This window comes from Chitinophaga ginsengisegetis (assembly GCF_900168065.1).
GTDB lineage: Bacteria > Bacteroidota > Bacteroidia > Chitinophagales > Chitinophagaceae > Chitinophaga > Chitinophaga ginsengisegetis.
Genome location: NZ_FUZZ01000001.1, coordinates 1891424 through 1915438, shown reverse-complemented (window position 1 = coordinate 1915438; position 24015 = coordinate 1891424). Strand labels below are relative to the sequence as shown.

20 protein-coding genes are annotated in these 24015 nt (G+C 47.1%); 7 read left to right on the top strand and 13 right to left on the bottom strand.

Annotation, left to right across the window (positions count from 1 at the left end; all coding sequences use genetic code 11):
* Positions 1-4 precede the first annotated feature (4 nt).
* On the bottom strand, positions 5-985 hold the full coding sequence (gene pfkA / locus B5Z18_RS07560; protein ID WP_079468763.1) for a 6-phosphofructokinase: 981 nt from the start codon (positions 983-985) through the stop codon (positions 5-7).
* 171 nt (positions 986-1156) lie between these two features.
* On the opposite strand from pfkA, the gene B5Z18_RS07555 reads away from it, so the two are divergent.
* Both B5Z18_RS07555 and B5Z18_RS07550 read left to right on the top strand, forming a co-directional pair.
* Positions 1157-3250 (top strand): prolyl oligopeptidase family serine peptidase, encoded by a 2094-nt coding sequence (locus B5Z18_RS07555; protein ID WP_079470002.1) that lies wholly within the window; start codon positions 1157-1159, stop codon positions 3248-3250.
* Between the two features lie 108 nt (positions 3251-3358).
* Complete coding sequence (locus B5Z18_RS07550; protein ID WP_079468762.1) at positions 3359-4258, top strand: SDR family oxidoreductase; 900 nt, start codon at positions 3359-3361, stop codon at positions 4256-4258.
* A gap of 3 nt (positions 4259-4261) precedes the next feature.
* Here B5Z18_RS07550 and B5Z18_RS07545 read toward each other — a convergent pair whose 3' ends face one another.
* The 3 genes from B5Z18_RS07545 to B5Z18_RS07535 all read right to left on the bottom strand — a co-directional run bounded on the left by B5Z18_RS07545 (position 4262) and on the right by B5Z18_RS07535 (position 10135).
* Entirely contained in the window at positions 4262-5197 is a 936-nt protein-coding gene (locus B5Z18_RS07545) for an HU domain-containing protein (RefSeq protein ID WP_079468761.1), read from the bottom strand.
* A gap of 169 nt (positions 5198-5366) precedes the next feature.
* Entirely contained in the window at positions 5367-7016 is a 1650-nt protein-coding gene (locus B5Z18_RS07540) for a TonB-dependent receptor (protein WP_079468760.1), read from the bottom strand.
* A gap of 41 nt (positions 7017-7057) precedes the next feature.
* Entirely contained in the window at positions 7058-10135 is a 3078-nt protein-coding gene (locus B5Z18_RS07535) for a tetratricopeptide repeat protein (RefSeq protein WP_159454229.1), read from the bottom strand.
* Between the two features lie 291 nt (positions 10136-10426).
* Here B5Z18_RS07535 and B5Z18_RS07530 point away from each other — a divergent pair, with 291 nt between their 5' ends.
* The 4 genes from B5Z18_RS07530 to B5Z18_RS07515 all read left to right on the top strand — a co-directional run bounded on the left by B5Z18_RS07530 (position 10427) and on the right by B5Z18_RS07515 (position 13942).
* Complete coding sequence (locus B5Z18_RS07530) at positions 10427-10834, top strand: DoxX family protein (protein WP_079468758.1); 408 nt, start codon at positions 10427-10429, stop codon at positions 10832-10834.
* Between the two features lie 41 nt (positions 10835-10875).
* Positions 10876-11286: an acyl-CoA thioesterase gene (locus B5Z18_RS07525; protein WP_079468757.1), complete on the top strand. Its 411-nt coding sequence runs from the start codon at positions 10876-10878 to the stop codon at positions 11284-11286.
* Positions 11287-11304: 18 nt separating this feature from the next.
* Entirely contained in the window at positions 11305-12552 is a 1248-nt protein-coding gene (locus tag B5Z18_RS07520) for a CinA family nicotinamide mononucleotide deamidase-related protein (protein ID WP_079468756.1), read from the top strand.
* Between the two features lie 70 nt (positions 12553-12622).
* Positions 12623-13942 (top strand): dihydrolipoamide acetyltransferase family protein, encoded by a 1320-nt coding sequence (locus tag B5Z18_RS07515; RefSeq protein WP_079468755.1) that lies wholly within the window; start codon positions 12623-12625, stop codon positions 13940-13942.
* 134 nt (positions 13943-14076) lie between these two features.
* On the opposite strand, the gene B5Z18_RS07510 is transcribed toward B5Z18_RS07515, so the two are convergent.
* The gene (locus B5Z18_RS07510; protein WP_079468754.1) at positions 14077-14397 is read right to left on the bottom strand and encodes an RNA recognition motif domain-containing protein; all 321 of its coding nucleotides are present in this window, start codon (positions 14395-14397) and stop codon (positions 14077-14079) included.
* Between the two features lie 253 nt (positions 14398-14650).
* On the opposite strand from B5Z18_RS07510, the gene B5Z18_RS07505 reads away from it, so the two are divergent.
* Complete coding sequence (locus B5Z18_RS07505; RefSeq protein WP_079468753.1) at positions 14651-15370, top strand: hypothetical protein; 720 nt, start codon at positions 14651-14653, stop codon at positions 15368-15370.
* Here B5Z18_RS07505 and B5Z18_RS07500 read toward each other — a convergent pair whose 3' ends face one another.
* From B5Z18_RS07500 to B5Z18_RS07465, 8 genes are all read right to left on the bottom strand, one after another.
* The gene (locus B5Z18_RS07500; protein ID WP_079468752.1) at positions 15371-15988 is read right to left on the bottom strand and encodes a DUF4230 domain-containing protein; all 618 of its coding nucleotides are present in this window, start codon (positions 15986-15988) and stop codon (positions 15371-15373) included.
* 50 nt (positions 15989-16038) lie between these two features.
* Positions 16039-16542, bottom strand: coding sequence for a cupin domain-containing protein (locus B5Z18_RS07495; RefSeq protein ID WP_079468751.1), 504 nt, complete (start codon positions 16540-16542; stop codon positions 16039-16041).
* Positions 16543-16703: 161 nt separating this feature from the next.
* A complete protein-coding gene (locus B5Z18_RS07490; RefSeq protein WP_079468750.1) occupies positions 16704-17543 on the bottom strand; it encodes a helix-turn-helix domain-containing protein in 840 nt (279 codons plus the stop codon).
* 131 nt (positions 17544-17674) lie between these two features.
* Positions 17675-18427 carry an ATPase gene (locus B5Z18_RS07485; RefSeq protein WP_079468749.1) on the bottom strand — a complete coding sequence of 251 codons (753 nt, stop codon included), beginning with the start codon at positions 18425-18427 and terminating at the stop codon, positions 17675-17677.
* Positions 18428-18541: 114 nt separating this feature from the next.
* Positions 18542-21388, bottom strand: coding sequence for an alpha/beta hydrolase family protein (locus B5Z18_RS07480; RefSeq protein ID WP_079468748.1), 2847 nt, complete (start codon positions 21386-21388; stop codon positions 18542-18544).
* Between the two features lie 59 nt (positions 21389-21447).
* Positions 21448-22323: a DMT family transporter gene (locus tag B5Z18_RS07475; protein WP_079468747.1), complete on the bottom strand. Its 876-nt coding sequence runs from the start codon at positions 22321-22323 to the stop codon at positions 21448-21450.
* Positions 22324-22407: 84 nt separating this feature from the next.
* Positions 22408-23148, bottom strand: coding sequence for a polyprenol monophosphomannose synthase (locus B5Z18_RS07470; RefSeq protein WP_079468746.1), 741 nt, complete (start codon positions 23146-23148; stop codon positions 22408-22410).
* 71 nt (positions 23149-23219) lie between these two features.
* Positions 23220-23993 carry a 3'-5' exonuclease gene (locus B5Z18_RS07465; protein WP_079468745.1) on the bottom strand — a complete coding sequence of 258 codons (774 nt, stop codon included), beginning with the start codon at positions 23991-23993 and terminating at the stop codon, positions 23220-23222.
* Positions 23994-24015: the final 22 nt, after the last annotated feature.

The following is a 24015-nucleotide window of genomic DNA, read 5'->3' as shown; positions in this document are numbered from 1 at the left end:
TTTTTTAACTCGCAAGAATTTTAACAATCTTAAACCATTCGGGGTCAATTTCCTGTTTGGCTTTTACAGCTTTATCAAGAGGAGTGTAATGGATCTTGTCGTTGACAACACCGATCATTACATTGTGGATGCCTTCGAGAAGGGCATCTACGGCTGCATAGCCCAGACGGCTGGCCAGAATACGATCTGTGCAGGTGGGAGCGCCGCCACGCTGGATATGTCCGAGGATACTTACCCGGGTATCCAGTTGTGGGCACCTTTCTTTAATGATACGACCAACTTCAGTAGCACCGCCGGTTTCATCGCCTTCGGCCACTACAATCAGGTTAACCAGTTTTCTGCGGCGTTCGTTTGCCTGCAGTTCTTCAATAATGTCATTTACTTCGGTTTTGCGCTCAGGCAGCAATATGTGCTCCGCACCGGTGGAAATGCCGCTGTGTAATGCAATGTAACCGGCGTCGCGCCCCATTACCTCAATTACAAACAAACGGTCATGCGCATCGGCAGTGTCCCTGATTTTGTCGATAGCTTCCACCGCTGTATTCACAGCAGTATCAAATCCAATCGTAGAATCAGTTCCTGCAATGTCCTTGTCAATAGTACCAGGCAAGCCTATACACGGAATATCAAATTCCTGGCTGAACTTTTGCGCACCATTAAACGAGCCGTCTCCACCAATTACTACCAGCCCGTCAATGTTGTGTTTTTTCAGATTTTCGTAAGCCATTTTTCGCCCTTCATATTCATAGAACTCTTTGCACCGGGCGGTCTTCAATATGGTGCCTCCGCGCTGAATAATGTTGGCAACGGACTTTGACTCCATTGGGAAGATCTCGTTCTTCAACATTCCCCTATAGCCGTACATAATGCCATACACATTCAGCTGATGATAAATGCCCGTTCTTACAACGGCACGAACGGCGGCGTTCATGCCAGGAGCATCTCCTCCCGATGTAAGGACTGCAATGTTGTTCAGTTTTTTCATATAAATTGCTAAAAAAATATCTTAAAGGCGCACAAAAATAACATTTTGCAATTGTTTTCTAACTGTTATCTGATGAAATAACCTAAATTTTTAATTTCCATCAAACAAAGTAGATAAATTTTTCAAAAAATATTACGCATGTTAAATAAAAATAATAAACGGTGGGTCTTTATGAGCGTAAGTTTAATCGCCGGGCAGGCAATGGCACAGCAACAGCAAACGATTACTTATCCCGAAACAAAAAAAGTGGATACCATTGATAACTATCACGGTACCCAGATCGCAGATCCTTACCGGTGGCTGGAAGACGATCACAGCCCCGAAACAAAAGCATGGGTGGACGCCCAGAATAAGGTAACAGAAAACTATCTCTCCAACATCCCTTTTCGCGCAGAAATCCGGAAAAGACTGGAAGAATTGTGGAATTACCCCAAAAACGGCGCCCCCACCAAACATGGTAATTATTATTACTTCTTTAAAAATGATGGTCTGCAGAACCAGTCCATTCTTTACCGCTCCGCCACTTTAGGCGGCGCCCCGGAGGTTTTCCTCGACCCCAACAAGCTCTCGGCAGCCGGCACCACCGCACTGGGCAGCATGTCGTTCTCCAAAGACGGGAAACATTTTGCCTACCTGCTCTCCAAAGCAGGATCCGACTGGCAGGAAGGTTTTGTAATGGATGTGGAAACCCGCCAGCTCCTGTCCGATAAACTCGAATGGGTGAAGTTCAGCGGCCTCTCGTGGAAAGGTAACGGCTTCTATTACAGTCGCTACGACAAACCCGATGAACAAAACAAGCTATCCCAGAAGAATGAATTCCAGAAAGTGTACTACCACCGCCTGGGCGATCCGCAGGAGAAGGATGAACTGATTTATGTGGATAAAGAACACCCGCTGCGCAACGCCGGCGTGGACGTAACGGAAGATGAACGCTTCCTGATCCTCTCCACCTCGGAAGGCACTTCCGGCCGGGAGCTGTGGTTCCGCGACCTGCAGAACCCCGCGCAAAAGGAGTTTACCTTGCTTGTGAAAGGCTTCGCCAACGAGCCGGACGTTATAGATAACGACGGCGATAAACTACTGGTGCGTACCAATCACAACGCGCCCAACTATAAGATTGTGCTGATAGACCCCGCCAACCCGGCGGAAGCCAACTGGAAAGTAATTGTTCCCGAAAAGAAAGAAGCCCTCCAGGGCGTGGGCCTCGCCGGCGGCAAATTATTCCTGTCCTATCTGAAAGACGCTTCTACCAGGGTGTATCAATATGATTATAAAGGTAAGCTGGAACATGAAGTGAAACTGCCGGGTCTTGGAACTGCCAGTGGATTTGGCAGTAAAAAAGAAGACAAGGAATTCTTTTATACCTATACTTCCTTTATTACTCCGCCCGCTGTATATAAATATGAAGTGGCCACCGGTGCTTCTACCTTATATAATAAGGCGGAAGTAAAATTCAACCCCGCAGAGTACGAAACCAAACAGGTGTTCTTTAAAAGTGCCGACGGAGAGCGTGTGCCCGTATTCCTTTCCTACAAGAAAGGTATACAGCTGAATGGCAATAACCCCGTGTTGCTTTACGGCTACGGCGGATTCAATATTGCCATGACCCCTTCTTTCAGCGTTTCCAACCTCTACTTCATGGAACAGGGAGGCATATACGCAGTGGTATCGTTAAGAGGCGGCAGCGAGTATGGAGAAGCCTGGCACAAGGCCGGTATGATGGAAAAGAAACAGAACGTATTCAACGATTTTATCGGCGCAGCCGAATATCTTATCAAAGCAAAATATACCAATCCCGGCAAAATAGCAATCCGCGGCGGTTCCAACGGTGGTTTGCTGGTAGGCGCCTGTATGACACAACGCCCGGAACTGTTTAAGGTGGCACTGCCTGCCGTAGGCGTAATGGATATGCTGCGCTTTCAGAAATTCACCATCGGATGGGCCTGGGCAGTAGAATATGGTAGCAGCGACAACGCAGAACAGTTTAAATACCTGCTGAAATATTCGCCGCTGCATAACCTGAAGCCCGGCACCGCTTACCCGGCTACGCTGATCACCACCGCAGATCACGACGACCGCGTAGTGCCGGCGCACTCGTTTAAGTTTGCAGCCACGCTGCAGGCAGACAACGCCGGACCCAACCCAACCCTGATCCGTATTGAAACACAGGCAGGGCACGGTGCAGGCAAGCCCACTTCCAAAATGATTGATGAAGCCGCCGATATCTGGGCATTCACCATGTACAACCTGGGCATGCACAAGTAAAGTTGCAAGTGATTAGCTTTTAGCTGTTATTGAAATGCCCCGCATTTTGGTGAACAGCTAAAAGCTTTTTTTTCTTATCTTTAGAAATAGCGTATTGAACATGGCTCTATGAAGGTACTTATAACTGGTAGTAACGGATTATTGGGACAACATCTGATCCCGCTTTTTCTGCAAGATGGAAAATATGATGTGATAGCCACAGGCAGAGGCCCTAATCGTTTCCCCCTGCGGGATAAATACACTTATGAGGCTGTAAACCTCCGCGATGCAGGCAGCGTAAAGCAGCTGGTAGAAAAACATCAGCCGGATATCATTATTCATGGCGGCGCCATGTCACAGGTGGATGACTGTGAAAAAAATAAAGATGCCTGTTGGGATACCAATGTAGGAGCCACCCGTTACCTCGTACATGCAGCAGAAAGTTGCAACGCCTTCTTCATCTTCCTGTCCACCGATTTTGTATTCGATGGCTTACAGGGCCCCTACAGTGAAGACGCTACCGTAAATCCTATCAATTATTATGGTACCAGTAAAGTTGCCGCAGAGCGACTGGTGATTAACAGCAAACTGCAGTGGGCCATTGTACGCACCGTACTGGTGTATGGCGTAGTGGCAGACCCGCACCGCAATAACATGATTACCTGGGTGAAAAATAATTTGCAGCAGGGTAAAAAAGTGAAAGTAGTAGATGATCAATGGCGTACACCTACTTTATGCCACGACCTCGCGAAGGGGTGTTTGCTGATTGCAGATAAGAAAGCAACCGGTTTCTTCAACATCTCCGGAAATGAAATTCTCACTCCTTATGATATGGCCATTCAAACGGCTGAATACTTTAAACTGGATACTTCACTCGTAGAAAAGATCAGTGCCAAAACACTGGCACAACCTGCGGCCCGTCCTGCCAAAACCGGGCTGATAATAGACAAGGCCGCGAAAGAACTGGGATATAAGCCCCGTACTTTTGCAGAGGGGCTGGAAATTGTAGCAGGCGAAATAAAAGCTTAACAGCTAAAATTCAAGAAATACTTTATTACCAAACACTTTCCGGATACTGTCGCGTTGCACGGTGGTATCAGCCACCAGTGAATGCAGTTCCACGGCAGTTCTGTACATGCTGTCTCTTTTATAGAGCACCAGCGTTTTTCCCCAGGCGAGCTGCTGCTTCTGTTTTTTCACTGCGATAGTGCTGTCTTTATACCTTTCCACTACTGCATAATAAGTAATCGGCGTAATTGCTGCTTTCGCTGTGGAGTCGGCCAGGGCTTTTTGTATGGAATCTGCGGCTGCAGCGGCGAGCTGCTTTGCAGTAACTTCCATATCGGGAGGTGTTTCGGATTGGGATACTGCTTTGGAAATACCAGACAAATACCACCAGGCGGCTAATCCAATTACAATGGCGGCAATGGGAATAGCAGCCCACCACCATTTAAAACCACTTTCTTCCGTTACGGCTTCCAGCGTATCTTCCACTTCTTCTGTCATAATAGGCTCCAGCGCCTCGGGTGGTGGTGGCACAAAAGCTGGCGCTGTGCGGCTATCCGTTGTTCGTTCAATCGGTGTAAGATCCAGGGTTTCTTTTTCTACCGGCAGTTCTTCCGCATGGAAATGAATGTTGCCGGTAAAGTCGCCCTGTAACTGGCCGATGCCCGGCAATACCAGCGGCTTCCCGGATTGAAGTTCTGCTTTCAGTTCCTCCAGGTATTTTTCCAGCTTCCGCTGTGCCACGGCAGGCACCAGGTTTTCTTTCAGGGCAATCCATTCCACGCAGGAACCATCGTCCTGCCATTGCTGGGTAAACATCACCTGTTCACGCGGCGCCGTAAGCGTTTGTGCGTGGGAGTTATAATGTGCCGGGAAATGTTGTACAGAAAATGTTCCCAGCTGTGGTACTACACAAATCCGCTGTTTAAACAGCACTTCCTGGATATATTGCTGAAGTATCAAGTGGAGAAATTTTTAGTGAATAATGCCGTGGATGTTGTCTTTCTCAGGATTAACCTGATTTTACTGATTAATTTGGTTTTCAAATTTAAATTAATCTCAAATGTAAAAAATAGATCAATGTAATCAGTAAAATCAGGTTAATCCTGAGAAAGACAATCTCCGCATAAAGTTAAAACTTAATCATCACACCACCCACAATATTGAACCCATAAGTAGGGTAGAGGTAATACCGCTGGTAGTGTGTATTGAACAGGTTATTTGCATTCACCCATAGCCCGAAATTTTTACTGATATCACAAGAGGCGCCTGCATTCAGGTCCCACGCGCCTTTGGTTTTGCCAAAGTCTTTGTTGGGGAGCAGGTAATAGCTGCCGCTCAGAGCAAAGAGATCGGCATTCAGGTGTAATTTTTTAGCGATGGTGTATTGTGCAAACAAATCACCCTGGAAGGCTGGCAGATGCCACGGCTGCACTTCTGTTTCCTGTTTGTTATAATTATACCAGTCGAAGCTAACACGCGCCTGGAATTTTTCTTCCTCAATATATCCTACTTCGCCATGCAGCTGGAAAGCGCGCAGCTGGGCTTCGTTACGGGTGGTGAATTTTTTGGTGTCGGCGCTATCGTTTACAAACAGTGGCATATTGTACCAGGTAACGGAAGCGAATTTGGTGTTGTAGTTGAAATGGCTGCCCAGCGTACCTTTGATACCGGTATATTTTTCTTCTACACGGGTATTCATCATTTCTCCCGGTAAGCCGGCGAGGAAAGGATTTTTATTGGCAAGGTTACGGTAGGAATTCTTTTCAAAATAAGAGATCCATCCACTGCTCAGGATCAGTTTTTTACGGATCAGGTGCGACTCATTCACGATGTCGGGCAGCAGGTAAAATTCGCCGTTGCTCCAGGTGGGATTTACACCGGCATGCAGCACAAATCCGGGCTTCATGATATCTACCGCAGGGTGGATGGAAGCGATGTTGTTGTTGATGGCACGGTTATTATCTTCTTTATAGGTAGAAAGATCAAACACACCTTCTACTTTTATGTAGATATCTTCAAACACCTGCTTGCGTACCGGCACATTCAGCTGGAAGGTATTTTCGGTACGCTTGTAGGAGTCGTTGAAAAGAATAAACTTCACTTTTGGCTGGAAGGTAAATGCCCAGTCGTTTTGCGGCCTGTTCTGCATACCCACGGAAGCCGTGAGCTGGTTAAACGTTTGCTCGATATCCTTCTTCTTATAGCTGGCCGTATCATGACCATAACCATAGTAGTGAACGGTGTTGCGGTCGTACCCGATGCTTCCGTCGAACCGGAATTTTGGCAACAGGTAGGTACCTGCTGCCAATACATTCAGGTTACTATAGTCCTGGTCTGGAATTTCCTTGCCCTTGGAGCCGGTATAGTTTACATACAGGCCGTAGTTGTACATATCTTGCCTGCCGCTGCCGAAGCCCGCCTGTACATACGGTGTTTTATAATTGCCATATCCCAGTTTCACGAAGTTGTTCTGCAGGTACGACAATGAATCTTTGCCCAACGCCAGTGGTTTCAGTGGCATGGCCTGGTACATAAAGTTCAGGTTCAGCGCCGGTATCTCGTACTTCATGGATGGCCGGGTGGTATCGATCCCCGGCAAAGAAGCCGTGAGATTGAGTTTGTAGGCATCGCGCAGTTTGGGTTGGTTGGTGGAAATGATATCAATCGTTTCCTGTTTCAATACCTCCTGTGCGGTGGCCGTTTGTGCAAACAGCATTCCTGTCAGGCCCAGTGCTGATATAATAAAAGTTCGTTTGTTATATATTGCTTGAATGTTCATGCTTTGTTGCGCTTAAATGTCAGGTTCCGGAATCCGGGTGATTATTTCTTCGGTTTTTTGCCAGCCGCTTTTTCTTCTGCTTCCGCTTTTGCCAGTTTATCTTTCGCTTCCTGTTTCAGCTCAGGAATAGAGCTGTTGGTAACGATACTCTGGTAAGTAGCTTTTGCATTGAAATAATCCTGTTGGCGGGCATATACATCTCCCAGCAGGATATATGATTTAGCCACCCAATACTCGTAAGACGGCGTATTTTTAATCACATCAAAACCGGCTTTTTCAGCAGCGTCCAGTTCATTCTGTTGCAGGTAGCAATCCGCAATGTTGTAGCGTGCTTCGGCGCCAGTTTCAGATTTGGTCATGTTGGCCACTGTTTTGAATTCAGACAGGGCGCCGGCATAATCTTTTGCCTGCTGCAACGCTTTACCACGATAGAAATGCGCGATGATCTGATCATCTGTACTGATATTGGCAGCAGCCAGTAACATTTCCGAGTAGTTGGTTACTTCGTCCCAGCGTTTCAGCTGGTAGTTGCTGCGGAGTAATCCCCTGGTGGCGGTAAGACTGTTTTCCTTGCTGGTAGCGAGATCCTGCAGTTGCAGGTAGTAGCCTCTTGCCTTATCGTAATTTTTTACCTGGTAGAAGTTGATGTTAGCCGCCTGTAGTGCAGATCTTTCTGCATACAAACTGTTGTTGCGCGATAACACAAATTCGTAGGCAGGCAATGCGCTCGTATAGTCTTTACTGTTATAAGCACATTCTGCTTTGTAGAAATAAGCCGGCAGGATAAACTGGCCGTTCGGATATTTCTGGATATAGTTATTGAAGCCGCTGGTGGCGCCTGCGCAATCGTTGCTGGTGAACCGGGATTCGGCAGCAGCATAAGTGAGGGAGTCTTCAGCAGAAGTGGTAACGGTTCTGCCGCTGGCTTTCAGGAAGGCGAGGTAGTCGTCGGTTTTACCCTGACTTACATAAATCGACTTCATACTTTGCAATGCTTCATTGGATTCCGGTGAGTTAGGGAATTTCTCCACTACCTGGCGGTAATAAGCCAGCGCTTTGCTGTCGTTGTCTTTGTTATAGTAGCTCAGGCCCAGTTTCAGGAGTGCGCGTGGTGCATTCGGTCCGTTGGGTTGTTTCTGTAATACATTTTCCAGGAAGGGGATGGCTTCTGTATATTTTTCTTCCGAGAGATAGGTATTGGCTATCTCAATATCTGTTTCGTTATTAAAGCCGGACGATGGAAACTTGTTACCCAGTTGTTTGAGCAGTGCCAGTTTTTCACTTTGCTTGCCCTGTAAACCGAGGATCACGGCTTTCTGATAAGTGGCGTAATCGGCGCCGGGAGCGTTGTTGCTGATGATACGGTCATACAGCGATAATGCTTTCGGGAACTGGCGGAGCATATAATAGCAATCGGCACTGCGGAGGGCGGCGTCGGTGGCAATACGTTCTGCATTGGGGCCGCTGGTGCGCTGGGCAGATTCAAAGTAAGGCAGTGCTTCCGTGAATTTGTCCTGTTTCAGGAGGCTGTATCCCAGGTTGTAGCTGGCAGTTTGTGCATTCGCTTCGCCGGATACCGGGGCTGTATTATTCAGATAGGCGTTCAGGTTAGTAACTGCCTGGTCTGTTTTATTCTGACGCAGCGCAATTTCTGCTTTCCAGAAATGCGCCAGTTGTTTGATCTGCGGATCGTATGGGTTGCTGATGGCAACATCCAGCAGGCGGTCGGCTTCTGCCAGCTGCTGATCATTGATCAGCTGGGTGGCGCGGCCGTAGGCTACTTTCTGGTAGGCTTTCAGCACCGTAGGGTTTTTGTCGGGAATCGATTCAATCGTCGCTAAACCATCTTTATAGTTATTGCTGTTCATGAAAAGATTAACGAGTATTTCCCTGGCTTCTTTGTTATAAGCAGATTGCGGATATGTTTTTACAAATTGTGTAAGCTCGCCGAGCGCGGCATCGGGGTAGCCCAGTTCGTACGACAGTTTGCCGTAGTTGAACCGGGAAATTTCCTGTTGCTGTGCGTTGGAACTGTTGTTGGCACAAAAGGCAAAAGCGTTGCGCGCATTGGCTTTCTGACCGGTGCGGAGGTAGCAGTCGCCCAGCAGGTACATGGAATTTTGTCCCAGTGAATCTTTGGAGCTGCTCAGTTGTTTAAATCCGGCGATCGCTTTCGACAGGTTATTTGTCTGGTAGTAAGCGTATGATAGCTGGTAGATGTCTTCGTTTCTTACTTCATCTGCATTATCCTGGAAGTCCTGCAGGTAGGGCAGTGCTTTGGGATAGTTCTTTTTTTCAAAGTAGGCTTTACCGAGCAACTGTTTCAGTTCTGCTTCGTAGTATTGTCCGCCTTGCCGCAGCAGTGGCTCTGTGTAGGCAATCAGCTGATCTGTTTTCCCCTGGAAGTAATATATTTCAGCGATGTAATAAGGAACCACATTGCTGTATTTGGGTTCGTTCACTACTTTCTGGAAACTATTGAGGGCTTCTGCATACTGGTGATTGTAGTAGCTGATGAAGCCATAGTAATAGTTGGCCGGGATGCTGTATTTGCCGGGTACTTCTTTGATGGAGGCAAACAGGGGCTGTGCCTTTTTAAAATCTTTTAAATTGAAATAGCAATAGGCCAGTTCAAACTTCGCTTCCGCAATTTCTGCATTGGAGAGGTTTTCGATATTGGCTTTCTCATAGAGGGGAATGGCCTCTTTGAGTTTATTCTGGCGGAAATAATATTTTGCCAGCTGATAGCTCACCAGTTCTTCACGGGCATTGTTATTGGCCAGTTTCAAAAATTCCAGCGCCTGTTTTTCCGCATTGTCCTGTTGCAGTTTCAGTGCACAGATGGTATAGTAGTAATACGCATCTGTTTTAACAAGATCGCGGTTGGTTTCGTGGAAATAGTCGATGTTATCAAGGGTTTGCTTGAAAAGCTGCATGGACACGGCATATTTTTCCTGCTGGAAATATTGCTGGGCGTCCTTGAATACTTTTTCCGGATCTGTGTAAATGCGTGTTTGCTGTGCCTGTGCGGCAGGCAGTGCTATCAAACCTGTACCCGTAAAGGCCAGGAGTGATATATACAGATGTCCGGGAACAAAAACTCTTCTTATAAATTGCATGCTATAGCTGTTATTTCTTGAATATGCGTTTAAAACGAATCCCGGGAGGAAATATTTTCCAGCCGGGGAAGTACTCTGCCGTGGCCTGACCCTGGTAGTCCGTTTCTTTGGTGCCTGTGTGCCTCCGACAATCATGATGAGAAACGAACCAGGTGATATCAGCAAATATAAAAGTTATATCTTTTCCTTTCCGATTGTGTTTCTAACAATGTGGATAACTCCGGTAGCAAGGCAAAGGCTATTCATTTATCTTGCGGAAAATAATTTTTAAGTACAAAAACCTTACCTACTATGAGAAAACTGTTCTCTGCCGGCTACTCGAATGGCGCTGTAAGTTTTTCCATGCTCGTGCTCCGACTGGTATCCGGTGGTCTGATCCTCCTGCATGGCTGGCCCAAGCTGATCAATTTTACTGCCAAAATGAATTCTTTTCCTGATCCATTGGGAGTAGGACATAAAATTTCTTTGGGAATGGTGGTTTTTGCAGAAGTGTTCTGCGCGGTGTTGCTGATCATGGGACTGTTAACCAGACTGGCTTCTGTGCCATTGGTGATTTGTATGGGCGTAATCATTTTCATGATTCACGGACATGACCCGGTATCAGAAAAAGAAATGCCTATTCTTTTCCTGGCAGCATTTGTGACGTTGCTTTTTACAGGACCGGGCAGGTTTTCACTGGATGGCGCATTGGGCAAATAAAATATTCAAGTAAACGTTTAGGATAAAAATAGCAGGGAACCATGTTTATCAGCACAACAACAATCAGGGTACGTTATGGGGAAACAGACCAGATGGGATATCTGTATTACGGCAACTACGGCCTGTATTATGAAGTAGGCAGGGCAGAAGCCATACGCGAACTGGGGTTCAGCTACAGAGAGCTGGAAGAACAGGGCGTGATTATGCCGGTAGCCGAACTGAATGTAAAATACCTGCGGCCTGCCTATTACGACGACCTGATAACGGTGAAGACTATACTGAAAGAGATGCCGAAGGGCTCTAAGATACAGTTTCACAGTGAGTTGTATAATGAAAAGAATGAATTGCTGAATGTTGGGGTGACCACACTGGTATTCATTGACGTGAAAACGAAACAGAAAGCCGGCCTGCCGGAAGATCTGGGGAAAATACTGGCACCGTTTTTTGGATAGCAGTTTAAACAACGCACTATGGATAAAATCACCACCAGCATTATCACCATCGGAGATGAATTGCTGATAGGACAAACGATTGATACCAATTCTGCCTGGATGGCACAGCAGCTGAATGCAATGGGGATCTGGGTACACCGGCGTGTAGCCATTGGCGATATCCGGGATGATATCCTGGATGCCCTGGCAAAAGAATCGGCGGTGTCGGATGTGGTGCTGATCACCGGCGGCCTCGGGCCAACAGCAGATGATATCACCAAGCCTACCTTATGTGAATACTTTAACACCAGGCTGGTACAACACCAGGAAACGCTGGAAAATGTACTGCATATTTTTGAAAGCAGGGGCCTGCCCATCCTGCAAAGGAACCTGGATCAGAGCCTGGTGCCCGAAACGGCAACAGTCATTGAAAATAAAAGAGGTACCGCGCCGGGAATGTGGTTTGAGAAAGAAGGTAAGATCTACGTATCCATGCCCGGAGTGCCGCATGAAATGAAGGGAATCATGGAGGATTATGTGCTACCCCGGCTGGCAAAGGATTTCAAAACCCCAGCGGTAATACATCAAACACTGGTTACCTCCGGTATGGGCGAATCCTTTATCGCCGAACGGCTCGTTGCTTTTGAAGCAAAATTACCCGCCCACATCAAACTGGCTTACCTGCCCAGTTACAGCCTCCTGAAACTCCGGTTAACCGGCTTTGGTAAAGATAAATTATCAGTAGCCGCAGAGGTGAGTATCCTGTTTCACCAGCTGAAAGACCTGCTGGCAGATATCACCGTAACCGACCAGGATATTTCAATAGGAGAAGTATTGGGTAACCTGTTAAAGGAGAAAGGTAAAACGATGGGTACCGCGGAAAGCTGTACCGGCGGACTGATTGCCAGCTGGATTACAGCGGTTCCGGGAAGTTCTGCTTACTTCAAAGGCAGTGCGGTAACGTATGCCAATGAAATGAAAGTGAAGATGTTAGGCGTGAAACCCGAAACCCTGCAGGCGCATGGCGCCGTGAGCGAGGCCACCGTGCAGGAAATGCTGACCGGCGCACTGGCACTGCTGCAAACCGACTACGCCATTGCGGTATCAGGGATCATGGGCCCCGATGGCGGCACGCCGGAAAAACCGGTAGGTACCGTTTGGATAGCAGTGGGAAATGCAAAGAGAACGGTTACCGTAAAATACCAGCTGCGTTACGACCGGGAACGGAATACGCAAATGACAGCTGTTTATGCCATGAATGAGTTGCGCAAACTCATTCTGGAATAGGGATATTCACGTATTTTGAATTGGTACAATTCCCTTATTTTTGTTGCGCACTAAAGCAAAAATCAATCTTATGGCCATTGTAGAATTGGTAATGCCAAAAATGGGGGAGAGCATCATGGAAGCCACCATTTTGCGTTGGCATAAAAAGGCGGGCGATCACGTAAAAGTAGATGAAACCGTACTTGAAATTGCCACCGACAAAGTGGACAGCGAAGTTCCTTCCACTGCGGAGGGCGAAATCACTGAACTGCTCTTTAATGAAAATGATGTAGTACCGGTAGGTACGGTCATTGCCCGCATTAATACCAATGCCGATGCAGCGGCGGTTTCCGCCCCTGTTACGCCTGCAGCTCCTGCAGCCACTGAACCAAAATTCACTACCGCGCCGGCGTATACACCCGCTGCCGAAGCGCCTGTTTCCGGTGGCGGAGCCAAATTCTACTCCCCGCTGGTACTCACTATCGCACAACAGGAAGGCATCAGCTTTTCCGACCTGGAAAAGATCCCCGGTTCCGGCAACGATGGCCGCGTAACCAAAAGAGATATTCTCCAATACGTAGCCGATCGCCGCGAAGGAAAGGTAATTCCGGATGTAACGCCTGAACCGGCCACCTCCACCGCAGCGGCCACTACCCGTCAACCGGTGGTGACCACTACCGTGGCTTCCCCTACCTACAGCGGTAATGTGGAAATCATTGAAATGGATCGCATGCGCAAACTGATTGCCAACCACATGGTAATGAGCAAACAAACCAGTCCGCATGTGACCAGCTTCGCCGAAGCAGATGTTACCAACATGGTGAAATGGCGCGACCGGGTAAAAGGCGACTTCGAAAAACGCGAAGGCGAAAAACTGACTTTCACACCACTGTTTATAGAAGCCATCGTAAAGTGTATCAAGCGTTTCCCGCTGATCAACTGCTCACTCGACGGTGATAAGATCATTATCAAGAAAGACATTAACATAGGCATGGCTACGGCGTTGCCCAGTGGTAACCTGATTGTTCCGGTGATCAAAAGCGCAGATATGCTCAACCTCACCGGGTTAACCAAACAGGTAAACTACATGGCTAATTCCGCCCGCCAGAATAAGCTGAAGCCGGAAGATACCCAGAGCGGTACTTTCACCCTTACCAACGTAGGTACCTTTGGCAGCCTGATGGGTACGCCTATCATCAATCAGCCACAGGTGGCCATCCTGGCAGTAGGCGCTATCAAAAAACGCCCGGTGGTCATTGAAACGGAAGACGGCGATACCATTGGTATCAGGCACATGATGTACCTGTCCATGTCTTACGACCATCGTATTGTAGATGGTTCCCTGGGTTCTACTTTCCTGAGCGCAGTAGCGAAGGAGCTGGAGAATTTTGATCCGAAGAGAGGAATTTAAAAATAGCTATTCATTTAGCAGGAATGCAGCAGGGATCATTTTCTGCTGCATTTTTTGTTTTTTAAAGACAACAAAAAAAGAGACACTCGGAAGAGCGTCTCTTTTAGTTCCTTAGTGCCGAATAAAGGGGATTATTAATAACGACGGTCGCGGGAACCATATCCTCCGCCGCCACGGTTATTACCACCGCCACCTTTGAAATTATTATTCGGTTGTTTAGGTCTTGCTTCGTTTACCATCAATTGCTTACCTTCGATTTCGCTGCCGTTCAAACTATCCATAGCCTTTGCTCCTTCTTCTTGATTAGGCATTTCCACAAAGCCAAAACCACGTGAGCGGCCTGTTTCGTGGTCTTTGATAACCTTAGCGGAGGTAACCTCTCCAAAATCGCTGAAAATCTGATGGAGATCCTCATCGTTCAACCTATAGTGCAGGTTGGCTACGTAAATGTTCATGATAACTGAAATTAAAAAAATGAAAAATAATATACTGAAGTTATGAAAATTACGCTAATAAAAAAGTTAGCGTCAAAATATTTTTGTAATTACCTAGTTTTTTACTACCATTTGACATAGTCAGATCCTTTGTAGTACCCCATTTGACTGGCACAGAAATATTATTTAAAATACTGCTCTGACGCTTATAAACGCTCCTTTTTACGGTTTTTTTTTCGTAAATTCAGTACATGATCCATTAAATTAAATTCATATGGGAGCGTTAAGTGAAACATGGTTTGCCGATGGTTATATAGACTTTGAGCTGAAAAAGTACACGCTATTGGCTTATTTACAGGACATTAATCAACACTTCACCCAGAGCAGGCTGTACCCGCAGTTGTCAGACATCATCTTTCATTACAACAACCTGGTTGCTTTCCGGGACAACAAACAGTTTTTACAGCAGCAATTTCCAAAAAGGCTCACGGCAGTGAACATCCAGAAGCTGGAATTATTGTACGAGCAGCTGATTGCCGACGATGAACTGATGGAAGAACTGGAATCCATCATCCATTATTCCCTGCCACAGCTAAACAGCACTATTAAGGAAGGAACGGAGATCTACGAGTACGTGGCGGAACACCTCAGTATTTTCCCCGTAGGACTGGTGCCGCTGGAAACAGCCGAAGGCTACCTGCTGCTGTGCGACGGGCGTGGCAGGCAAACGCTGGTATATACCTACCGGCTTACCATCTTTGAAAGACATGATGAAAAATACCGGGGTATTCATACCCAATATCTCCAGGCTTATAAAAAAGACCTGGTACATACCATCAGCCATATCAAAAGTATGCTGATCCGGGAGCGGAACAATTTGCCCAACCCCGCGGTGTATTGTGTGGAAACGCCGTTGGTAGTGCCGGTAGATGAAACTTTGCTGCCCATCGCCAAAAGAAGCCTGGTAAAGTACATTGCGCAGGAAGCAGCGTAGCTACTTTAAAGCCGGCGCGCTGGTTTCCCCGTCGTAGTGGATTTCCAGGGTATGATCCTTCATAAATGGGGCATAATACTGCTCCATTACTTTCCTTATTTTCTCTTTGGATTGCTGGATGTAAGTAGGATTGTTTTCCAGCTGGGCACGGGAGGTGCGGTAAAGTTCTTTTTGTACAGCGGTATAGGTTTCGTCATCCTGCGACAGCAGCCAGCCCTTACGGTTGGAGGTTTCCATCCGGTCCATTTTCAGCTCATAGCTGAGCAAACGGGGTGCCGGCAAATTGATAATGATCTTCTTATCAGTCATTTGCACTTTAAACAACTTATCGTCGATATTTACGCCGTATTTGGCCTGGTACGGAATAGTAACCCACACCGTATTTTCCAGGAAGGCTTTCTTCAGGTTATCTGTCCATTCGCCGCTGTTTTCAATATTACTTCTTTTAATGCTGGCGCTTCCCTGCACATCCAGGCTGGCCAGTTCTGCAATTTCCTTTACAATAGTGCTGTTGGAAATTACCTGCTGACTCACATTGGTGCTGCCGAAACGCTTGCCCAGCCAAAAGATCAGGAGCGCGAATAATATAAATACAACGGGGTAGAGAACTTTTTTCATGCCTAAATTTAGTAAAAATGTAAAGAGCCGGCAGCGGATAGGCGTTACCGTTACCTGGTAAGACTATCAATCAGCGCTGCATGTTCCGGGTAAGCCGCCTGCAGCGGCGCTTTTTCCGCCAGTTCAAAATCTGCAAAATCAAACCCCGGCGCTACGGTGCAACCGGTAAGGGCGTACCCGCCGGGTACTTCCACACGGGAAGCAAACCAGTTGCCCGCGGTGATGATCACCTGCAGGCTTTCGTTGTTTTGGATATCGCGGCCAAGCTTGTGTACCAGCAACTCTCCGCCGGGAGCTATCTCGTAGATCGTCAATGTATTGCCATCATAAAAATGCCAGATCTCATCGGCTGCGATACGATGGAACGCAGAAAACTCTCCTTCTTCCAGTAAAAAATAAATGCAGGTAGAAGCATTGCGGTTACCGCTCATGCCGGCAGGCAGGGTTTTCATATCGAGCACCCACTCTGACCGGTAAGTTTCGCGGAAAGCGCCGCCTTCAACATGGGATTGCAGTTTCAGTTGTTCACGCCAATGGGCTGCGGAATATTGCATAGTAATGCCTGTTAGGAAAAGTAAGTTAAACAAAAAGTGCGGTTATTATACTTTTTCGTGTATAGGTAGAGGTTATACTACACGTGGATTTTCCGGGAGCAGGCAGGGCCTGTTCCCGGAATGTTGGTTTTTTCCATATTTGTGCAAAAAGTATCTTTTTCTTAGCTGGCTACTGCTACCTGCTGCAGGTTATCCACCTGCATATGTGCAATAGTTCCTGTGGAAGGAGTGAAGTAAGAAGGTGTTTCATGATTAAACAGCAGGTAATCTTTTATAAACATGGCCTGGTTATACCACGGCGTTGCTGCCACCGGTGTTTGCCATTCTGGTAAATTCAGCTGGCGGAGCGCGCTCAGGGCTGTTTTATAACGGATCATCCGGGCATATAACTGCGGCGGAATACCTACTATTTTGCTGAAGAGTCTTTCCAGCGTAGGGCGGGAAAGTCCGTAGCGGGCCGTGAGTTCTGCGATGCTTACATTTCCCTGCATGATTACCAGGTAATCGGCAATGTCGTCTACTTCACGGAGATTGCCAGGTTGCTGTGAAAGCGCTTGCAGGCAAGCATCATCGAGCAATGATTCCACACGTTGCGGCTCCTTTTCCTGTTGCAGGGCGGTGATCAGCTCCTGCCACACAGGTTGTTCTGCCGTGAGCAGGTTGCGGTAATAGTTGGTGAAATTAGCGGCGTCCATGCCTAAAAGTCGGTAGCATCCGTAGGCGTTCAGCTGCACTACTGCTGCTTTTACCGGTCCCTGTACCTGCAACTGGCAGGCGCAGGTCATATGACCCAGTACCGAGCCCGCAGGCAGGGTGAATGCTTTGTGGTTCACCGGCTTCACTTCTGCCTTCCCTTCAAGGATGAATACCATGTACTGATCGCCCAGGGCAAACAGGTTTTGTGGTAGCTGAATAATACCACGGGTATCATCTTCCCAATAATAATATTGCTTTACAAATGGACGTAATGCATCCGCGGGATGATGGATATGGAAGTTCATAGGTACAATAATGTGGTGTTAAGGATATCGCTATCGCTGCAGATCACACCATACGCTAAAAGTGGCGATGTTATTGTAAATATATGTTAAATAATTTATATTAAGAAAAATATATTTAGAGAGAGATAGAATCACCTGACAGTGAACAGGATATCCCTGGCAGGGATACTTTGAATGCTTCCTTTTTTATCACTGATAATGAGTTCCCGGTTATGACGGGCACTCATTTCCACCAGGTTGCACATCGCTGTATTGAGCCCCTCCATTATTTTCCCGGAGCGCACTTTAAATTCATACCGGCCCGCTATTTCCGGTTCCTCCCTGCCGCAATGCAACGGGAATATATCCCATATACCGAAAGATTCCGCAGCGATGTTGGTGCCTGAACTTATTTCCAATGGCGCTGTACTGGTATTATCAATCATCAGCCAGTTGTCGCAGATGGGGATATATAAATTCATCAGGTTACTGATACCCCGGTGGTATCTTCTTTTAATTACTTCTGCCGGCATATCATGGCCTCCCTCTTCCACCCGTTTCAACACCCTTTTCTCCGCCATTTCGGGTGAATTCAGCCAGAAGAAAAGCAGGGTAACCGTGTACCCGGTTTCTTTTGCTTTTTCAATCAGTGATACATAGCTTCTGGTGGCCAGGGTAGTTTCAAAAGCAAAGTCGGTTTTTTCCAGCATCAGTTCCCTGATCCGGTGTAACATCTGCCTGCCTGCGGGCAAAGCAACGCTTTGGGGGTTAAGAGGGCACATCTCAGCAGCAATGATATCTGCATTCACAAATTCTTTACAGCCCAGTATTTCAGGCAATAAAGTGAAACTGGCAGTTGTTTTCCCTGCTCCGTTGCAACCAGCTATGATATATAATTCCGGCATTGCTCAAAAATGCGTCAACCATCGTTAATAGCTGTTAATAGGATTATCAGTGGTCCTGTATTAACAAAAAAACGCCGCAGAAACCTGCAGCGTTTTTTTGTTAATACGTTTAATTTACTGTTGCGGATCCCAGCCCCAGTTGATCCCTTTTTCTGTAGCAGGTACGCCGCTTTCCAGCCATTGTGGCGCCGGTGCGCCTTTCAGGAAGTGATCAAAAAACTGTTGCTCCCTGCGTTGAATATCTTTGCGGTTCTGGCGTTGTACCAGGTTATGCGCTTCATTGTTATAATTCAGCAACCACACCGGCTTGCCTAAACGGCGTAACCCGGTAAACATTTCAATGCCCTGGTACCAGGGAACGGCGCCATCGGCATCGTTGGCCATAATAGCCACCGGCGTGTTTACACGCGGCAGGTTGAACAACGGGGAGTTTTCAATATACAGTTCAGGCTTTTCCCATAAAGTAGCGCCGATACGGCTTTGTGAATGCTCATACTGGAACTGCCTGTTCATACCGCTTTCCCAGCGGATACCACCATAGGCACTGGTCATGTTGGCCACGGGAGCGCCGGCCCACGCCGCTTTAAAGAGATTGGTTTGCGTGATGAGATAAGCCACCTGGTACCCGCCCCAGCTCTGACCCTGGATCCCCATATTTTTTCCATCTACCCACGGCTTTTTGGCCAGATCTTCTGCGGCACTCACAATATAATCGTACGCACTTTTACCGGGATAACCATTTTCATAGCTGATATCCGGTGCTACTACCAGGTAACCGCGACTTACAAAAAATGAAATATTGAGTCGTGATGGCGTTGGCGCAGGCGCCTGGTAATTGTACAATCCATCTGTTAACTTCTCGTAGAAATAAAAGATAACCGGGTATTGTTTGGCGCTGTCAAAATTTTCAGGCTTATAAAGAATGCCTTCTGCAGGTTTGCCACTGAAGGTAGTCCACTTATATAGCGATGCGGTGCCCCAGTTATAATCCTGTTGCTGGGGATTAGTATGACTGATCTGCACAGCTTTTGCGATATCATCTCCTGTAAAAACGTCCGGGGAAAGCTCATACCGGCTACGGGTATACGAAAACACGTTGGCGTCTTTTGCTTTCAGCAAATCAGTGTAGGAATAAGGCCCCAGTACCACGGGTTGCAGGCTGGCGGCCTTACCGCTTTTACGTGGCAGTTCCAGTGAATAAAAGCCATTGTATTTGGTGCTGTCCTGGAAAGCCGTTAACGTCAGGCGATCGCCGGGCAGGAAAAACTTCTTATCAGGATCCAGGCGCAGGTAACGGAAACGTATTTTGCCGGTACGGCCCATACCTTTGGTAATGTTCAGCGGCGCTGCTTTTCCGGAAGGATCTACCTGCCATATATCGTAGCGGTCGTAGATGTACACGTAATTATCATCCGTCATCCAGCCGGCAATGCCATAGGCATCCGGTACATCGGGATGATCATCTTCCTCATCATATACTTTGGTGGGAATGCCTTTGCTTACACTTACCGCTGCGCCGGTAGCGTTGTTATAACTGAACCACTCCCGGTTTGCCAGGTCGTACCAGATGATATATTTTCCATTAGGGGAGATGAAAAAGCTACCGTCCAGTTTTTCTTTGATCTTTTTTCTCGTACCGTCATTTATGTTTACGAGGTAAGCTGTTTTCAGTGTGCGGCCCACCCATTGCATGGGAATGCGCGCGCCTTTGTCCGTATAGCCGAGCGCGTTAGGGCTGTTGCCTTCCGCTGTGGTGATCACCGTTTCCAGGTCTTTATCGCTTAACTGGATCACCCGTTTGCTACCCGGATAGTATACGGCGGCATAACTTCTTTTCAGTTCTTTATCTGCATTTTTTAACTGCATGGGCTGCAGGTAATCATCTTTATAATTCCAGATATCCACTTTAGCTACTTCGAAATCCACGAGGGTGGTATCTTTCACGGGCAGTATGGGAGCGGTGCCAAAAAACAGGCGCTGACCATCTTTGCTAAAGTAAATCAGGCTGTTGGGACTGATGCTCCAGTTGGCCGGAATGCCGCTGCTGTTTTTGTCGGCTACTTCGTAGGCGCTGTCCTGACTGGGTTTGAAATAATAGAGCTTATAGAATTGCTGTAATGCTTTGGCCGAATCGCGGGTACCGAAATACGCCGCCTGTTCTCCTTTTTCGTCGAAGGCGAATTGTTTATAATCGCTGTTGCCGTTGCTCAGTGCAGTAGCTTTCCTGTTGGCGGTATGCCACAGGAGTACACCGTTGCGCGACAGTGAATCTTTTTTATCTGCTTTTGTTTCTATAAGGAGTTGGTTACCGGGTTTGCTGAAGGCAAATTCAGTCACATTCTTAATGGTATCCTGTGTACCGCTCAGCAGCTGACGAATCACCAGCGTACCGCTTTCAGCGCCGGCAGCAGGTGTTTTGTCGTCATCTGCACGATCATCGCCATCCAACGGCTTAGGCGCTTTGTTGCCTTTGCCTTTGGCGCTATCAGCTGCTGGTTTTTCCAAAAGGTAGGCGAGTAAACCACTGCCTTTTTCCGGTGTTTTAAAAGATTTTACCGCTGGAAATTTCAGGATACCGGGTTGTCCCAATGCAATGATAGCCAGGGAATCTTTAGGCATTTCCGCCGCTTTCTTCTTTTTGATCTTTGCTTCGCGGGTATCTTTAAAAAACGGTTTGATGCTGCAGATCACGTAGCGGGAATCTTCCGTGATAACCGGGTTGCTGCCACGGGCAATGGTAGCTGACTGACCGGTTTTACGGTCGTAAATCACCAGGCTGGCGTCGCCTTCCTGTGGTACCACTGAATACACTACCCACTGTCCGTTATTACTGATCAGTTTAGTGCCAATGCTTTGCCAACTGTCGTAAACACTGTGGTCCAGCGGCTTTTTTGCAGGTTGCTGTGCATAGGTAAGAAGGGAGGAGCCCAGGAGGGACACCCCTAATAAAACTTTTCTCATAAGCGCAAAGTAATAATTACGGCGCTCAAGTTACAAATAAATGAGGATGAGCGGGGGGATTAGGATGCGGTTTTGCCCCTTACCACACGCAGCATTTGTAGTCCTACGGAAAGGATGATACAGCCCAGCCCGGCGTAGAAGGCGTTGTTCAGAAATTGGTTTTCATGAAACAATATAAACGCCATCACGATGCTGTAAACCGGTTCCAGGTTGAAACACAGGTTCACGGTAAAAGCGGATATTTTCTTTAACGCACTCATATTCAGCAGGTACATCAGCACGGTGCAGAACCAGGCCAGTATAAACAGGTAGAGTAAATCCATAGATGAGGGCAGCAGGGAAGGAGCCGGGAATAAGTGGAGGTACAAAGGCATAGCGAGACTCAGTACCAGAAAGCCTGTTGACAGCTCATAGAAAGTGATGGTGGGCGTATCGAACCGTTTGATCAGTCTTTTATTGAATACAGTAAACAGCGCGGCAAACATGGCGGAAATAATGCCCAGGATGATGCCGGTACGGTATTGTGTATCAAAGTGGAAGATCAGCAGGATTCCCAGCAGGGTGAGCATACTCAGTAACATTTCGGCTACATCAAAGCGGCGCCTGTTAATGAGCGGGTCAAATATGGCGGTGAACAGGCTGGTAAGCGAAAAGCAAACCACCCCGATAGATACGTTGGAATATTTGATACTGCCGTAAAAGAAAAGCCAGTGGAGGGCTATTACCACGCCGGTGCTGCCAATGGGAAGGATATCCTTCCAGGGAAGCTTTTTAAAAGTGCCCTGGAAGCGGAATAAAACATACAAAGTAACGGAGGTGATCAGTAACCGGTACCATACCAGTAATCCTTCGTTGAGGGAAATCAGTTTACCTAATATCCCTGTAAATCCAGCCAGAAATACGGAAAGGTGTAGCTGGAGAAATGCTTTCTTCATGGTCCGTTAAAATGTATTTAGGGACCAGGTCATTTTTTAAATGAACAGGTCCCTAAATGCTATGCAATTGATGTGATTTATTAATTAATTCTGTACTCTTCTTTTATAATTGCGGAAGAGGCTTTGCCATTGTATTTTGAGTACCCCGAGGATCCCTTCTTTTACAATGCCTTTGCTCATTTTGGAGTATCCTTCTTTCCGGTCTTTAAAGGTGATAGGTACTTCTTTTATTTTAAAGCCGAGCTTCCATGCCGTAAATTTCATTTCAATCTGGAAGGCGTAGCCTACAAACTGTATCTGGTCCAGGTTAATGGATTCCAGTACGGTATTGCGGTAACATACAAATCCCGCGGTGGGATCTTTTACGGGCATCCAGGTGATCATGCCAACATAAATGGAGGCGCCATAAGATAATACGGCGCGGTCCCATGGCCAGTTTTCGGTTTTGCCGCCTTTTACATAACGGGAACCTACGGATACATCTGCTCCTTCTTTGGCGCAGGCGTCATACAGGCGCGGGAGATCTTTAGGATTGTGTGAAAAATCCGCGTCCATTTCTATAATGTACTGATAGCCCCGGGCCAGTGCCCATTTGAAACCGTGGATATAAGCTGTACCCAAACCTTGTTTGCCGGACCTTTCTTCCAGGAATAATTCGTTGGGATGCTGCTGTTGCAATGATTTCACAATAGCGCCGGTGCCGTCGGGCGATCCGTCATCCACAATGAGGACATGAAAATTCTGCTGTAAGGAAAATACAGCGTCAATGATGTTACGGATATTATCCTTTTCATTGTACGTAGGAATGATGACAAGCTTTTCCAATCAGCAGATGATATTTTTGGACTGCGAAAATAATTCAATTCCGGCGCAAGATATGACGTTCCCGAATAACATTACATTTTTTTTAACATCATATTATGGAAGATCTCAGTCAGTTTCTGTTTGGTATTGAGCGGGAAATCTGCTTTCATCATCCAGTCGTAGTACTGAGGTTCTGCCTTTAGCACGTCTCTGACGGGACGGCCTTTATACTTACCAAAGTTAAATACTTCCTGTCCGCCCTGCATCACGAGGCGGCGGGCAAAGTCGATATAATCTTCCTCTTTTGTAAAATCGGCCAGTGAGTCGATATCCTGTTGTAGCTGTTCGTAGCGGCCCAGCTGGGCTTCCAGGATCTCGTATGTAGCCAGTGCGTCTGCTTCGGCGCTGTGTGCGTTTTCCAGCAGCTTATCGCAGTAGAACTTGTAGGCGGCGCCCAGGGTGCGTTTTTCCATCAGGTGGAAAATGCGCTGTACATCTACGAATTTGCGTTTGGATACGTCAAATTCGATGTCTGCCCGCAGGAATTCCTCTACCAGGAGGGGAATATCGAAGCGATTGGAGTTATACCCGGCCAGGTCGCAGTTGTCCATGAACTGTTTGAGTTCATGAGCGGCCTGTTTAAAGGTAGGTGCGTCTTTTACATCCTCGTCTTTAATACCATGAATTGCTGTAGATCCTGCTGGGATCGGCATTCCGGGGTTAATGCGTTTCACTTTGGACTGGGTTGTTTTGTCCGGAAACACTTTGATGATAGCAATTTCAATGATACGATCGGAAGCCACGTTGGTACCGGTAGTTTCCAGGTCGATTACGGCCAGCGGCCTTTTGAGGAGCAAAGAAGGCATTATGAATAATTTATAATTTAGT

Coding starts and splice junctions, on each gene's coding strand:
- B5Z18_RS07495 (WP_079468751.1), bottom strand. CDS start 16,542: ATGCAATATTCCGCAGCCCATTGGCGTGAACAACTGAAACTGCAATCC.
- B5Z18_RS07480 (WP_079468748.1), bottom strand. CDS start 21,388: ATGAGAAAAGTTTTATTAGGGGTGTCCCTCCTGGGCTCCTCCCTTCTT.
- B5Z18_RS07520 (WP_079468756.1), top strand. CDS start 11,305: ATGGATAAAATCACCACCAGCATTATCACCATCGGAGATGAATTGCTG.
- B5Z18_RS07500 (WP_079468752.1), bottom strand. CDS start 15,988: ATGAAAAAAGTTCTCTACCCCGTTGTATTTATATTATTCGCGCTCCTG.
- B5Z18_RS07540 (WP_079468760.1), bottom strand. CDS start 7,016: ATGAACATTCAAGCAATATATAACAAACGAACTTTTATTATATCAGCA.
- B5Z18_RS07485 (WP_079468749.1), bottom strand. CDS start 18,427: ATGCCGGAATTATATATCATAGCTGGTTGCAACGGAGCAGGGAAAACA.
- B5Z18_RS07535 (WP_159454229.1), bottom strand. CDS start 10,135: ATGCAATTTATAAGAAGAGTTTTTGTTCCCGGACATCTGTATATATCA.
- B5Z18_RS07550 (WP_079468762.1), top strand. CDS start 3,359: ATGAAGGTACTTATAACTGGTAGTAACGGATTATTGGGACAACATCTG.
- B5Z18_RS07510 (WP_079468754.1), bottom strand. CDS start 14,397: ATGAACATTTACGTAGCCAACCTGCACTATAGGTTGAACGATGAGGAT.
- B5Z18_RS07530 (WP_079468758.1), top strand. CDS start 10,427: ATGAGAAAACTGTTCTCTGCCGGCTACTCGAATGGCGCTGTAAGTTTT.
- B5Z18_RS07505 (WP_079468753.1), top strand. CDS start 14,651: ATGGGAGCGTTAAGTGAAACATGGTTTGCCGATGGTTATATAGACTTT.
- B5Z18_RS07475 (WP_079468747.1), bottom strand. CDS start 22,323: ATGAAGAAAGCATTTCTCCAGCTACACCTTTCCGTATTTCTGGCTGGA.
- pfkA (WP_079468763.1), bottom strand. CDS start 985: ATGAAAAAACTGAACAACATTGCAGTCCTTACATCGGGAGGAGATGCT.
- B5Z18_RS07555 (WP_079470002.1), top strand. CDS start 1,157: ATGAGCGTAAGTTTAATCGCCGGGCAGGCAATGGCACAGCAACAGCAA.
- B5Z18_RS07525 (WP_079468757.1), top strand. CDS start 10,876: ATGTTTATCAGCACAACAACAATCAGGGTACGTTATGGGGAAACAGAC.
- B5Z18_RS07490 (WP_079468750.1), bottom strand. CDS start 17,543: ATGAACTTCCATATCCATCATCCCGCGGATGCATTACGTCCATTTGTA.
- B5Z18_RS07465 (WP_079468745.1), bottom strand. CDS start 23,993: ATGCCTTCTTTGCTCCTCAAAAGGCCGCTGGCCGTAATCGACCTGGAA.
- B5Z18_RS07515 (WP_079468755.1), top strand. CDS start 12,623: ATGGCCATTGTAGAATTGGTAATGCCAAAAATGGGGGAGAGCATCATG.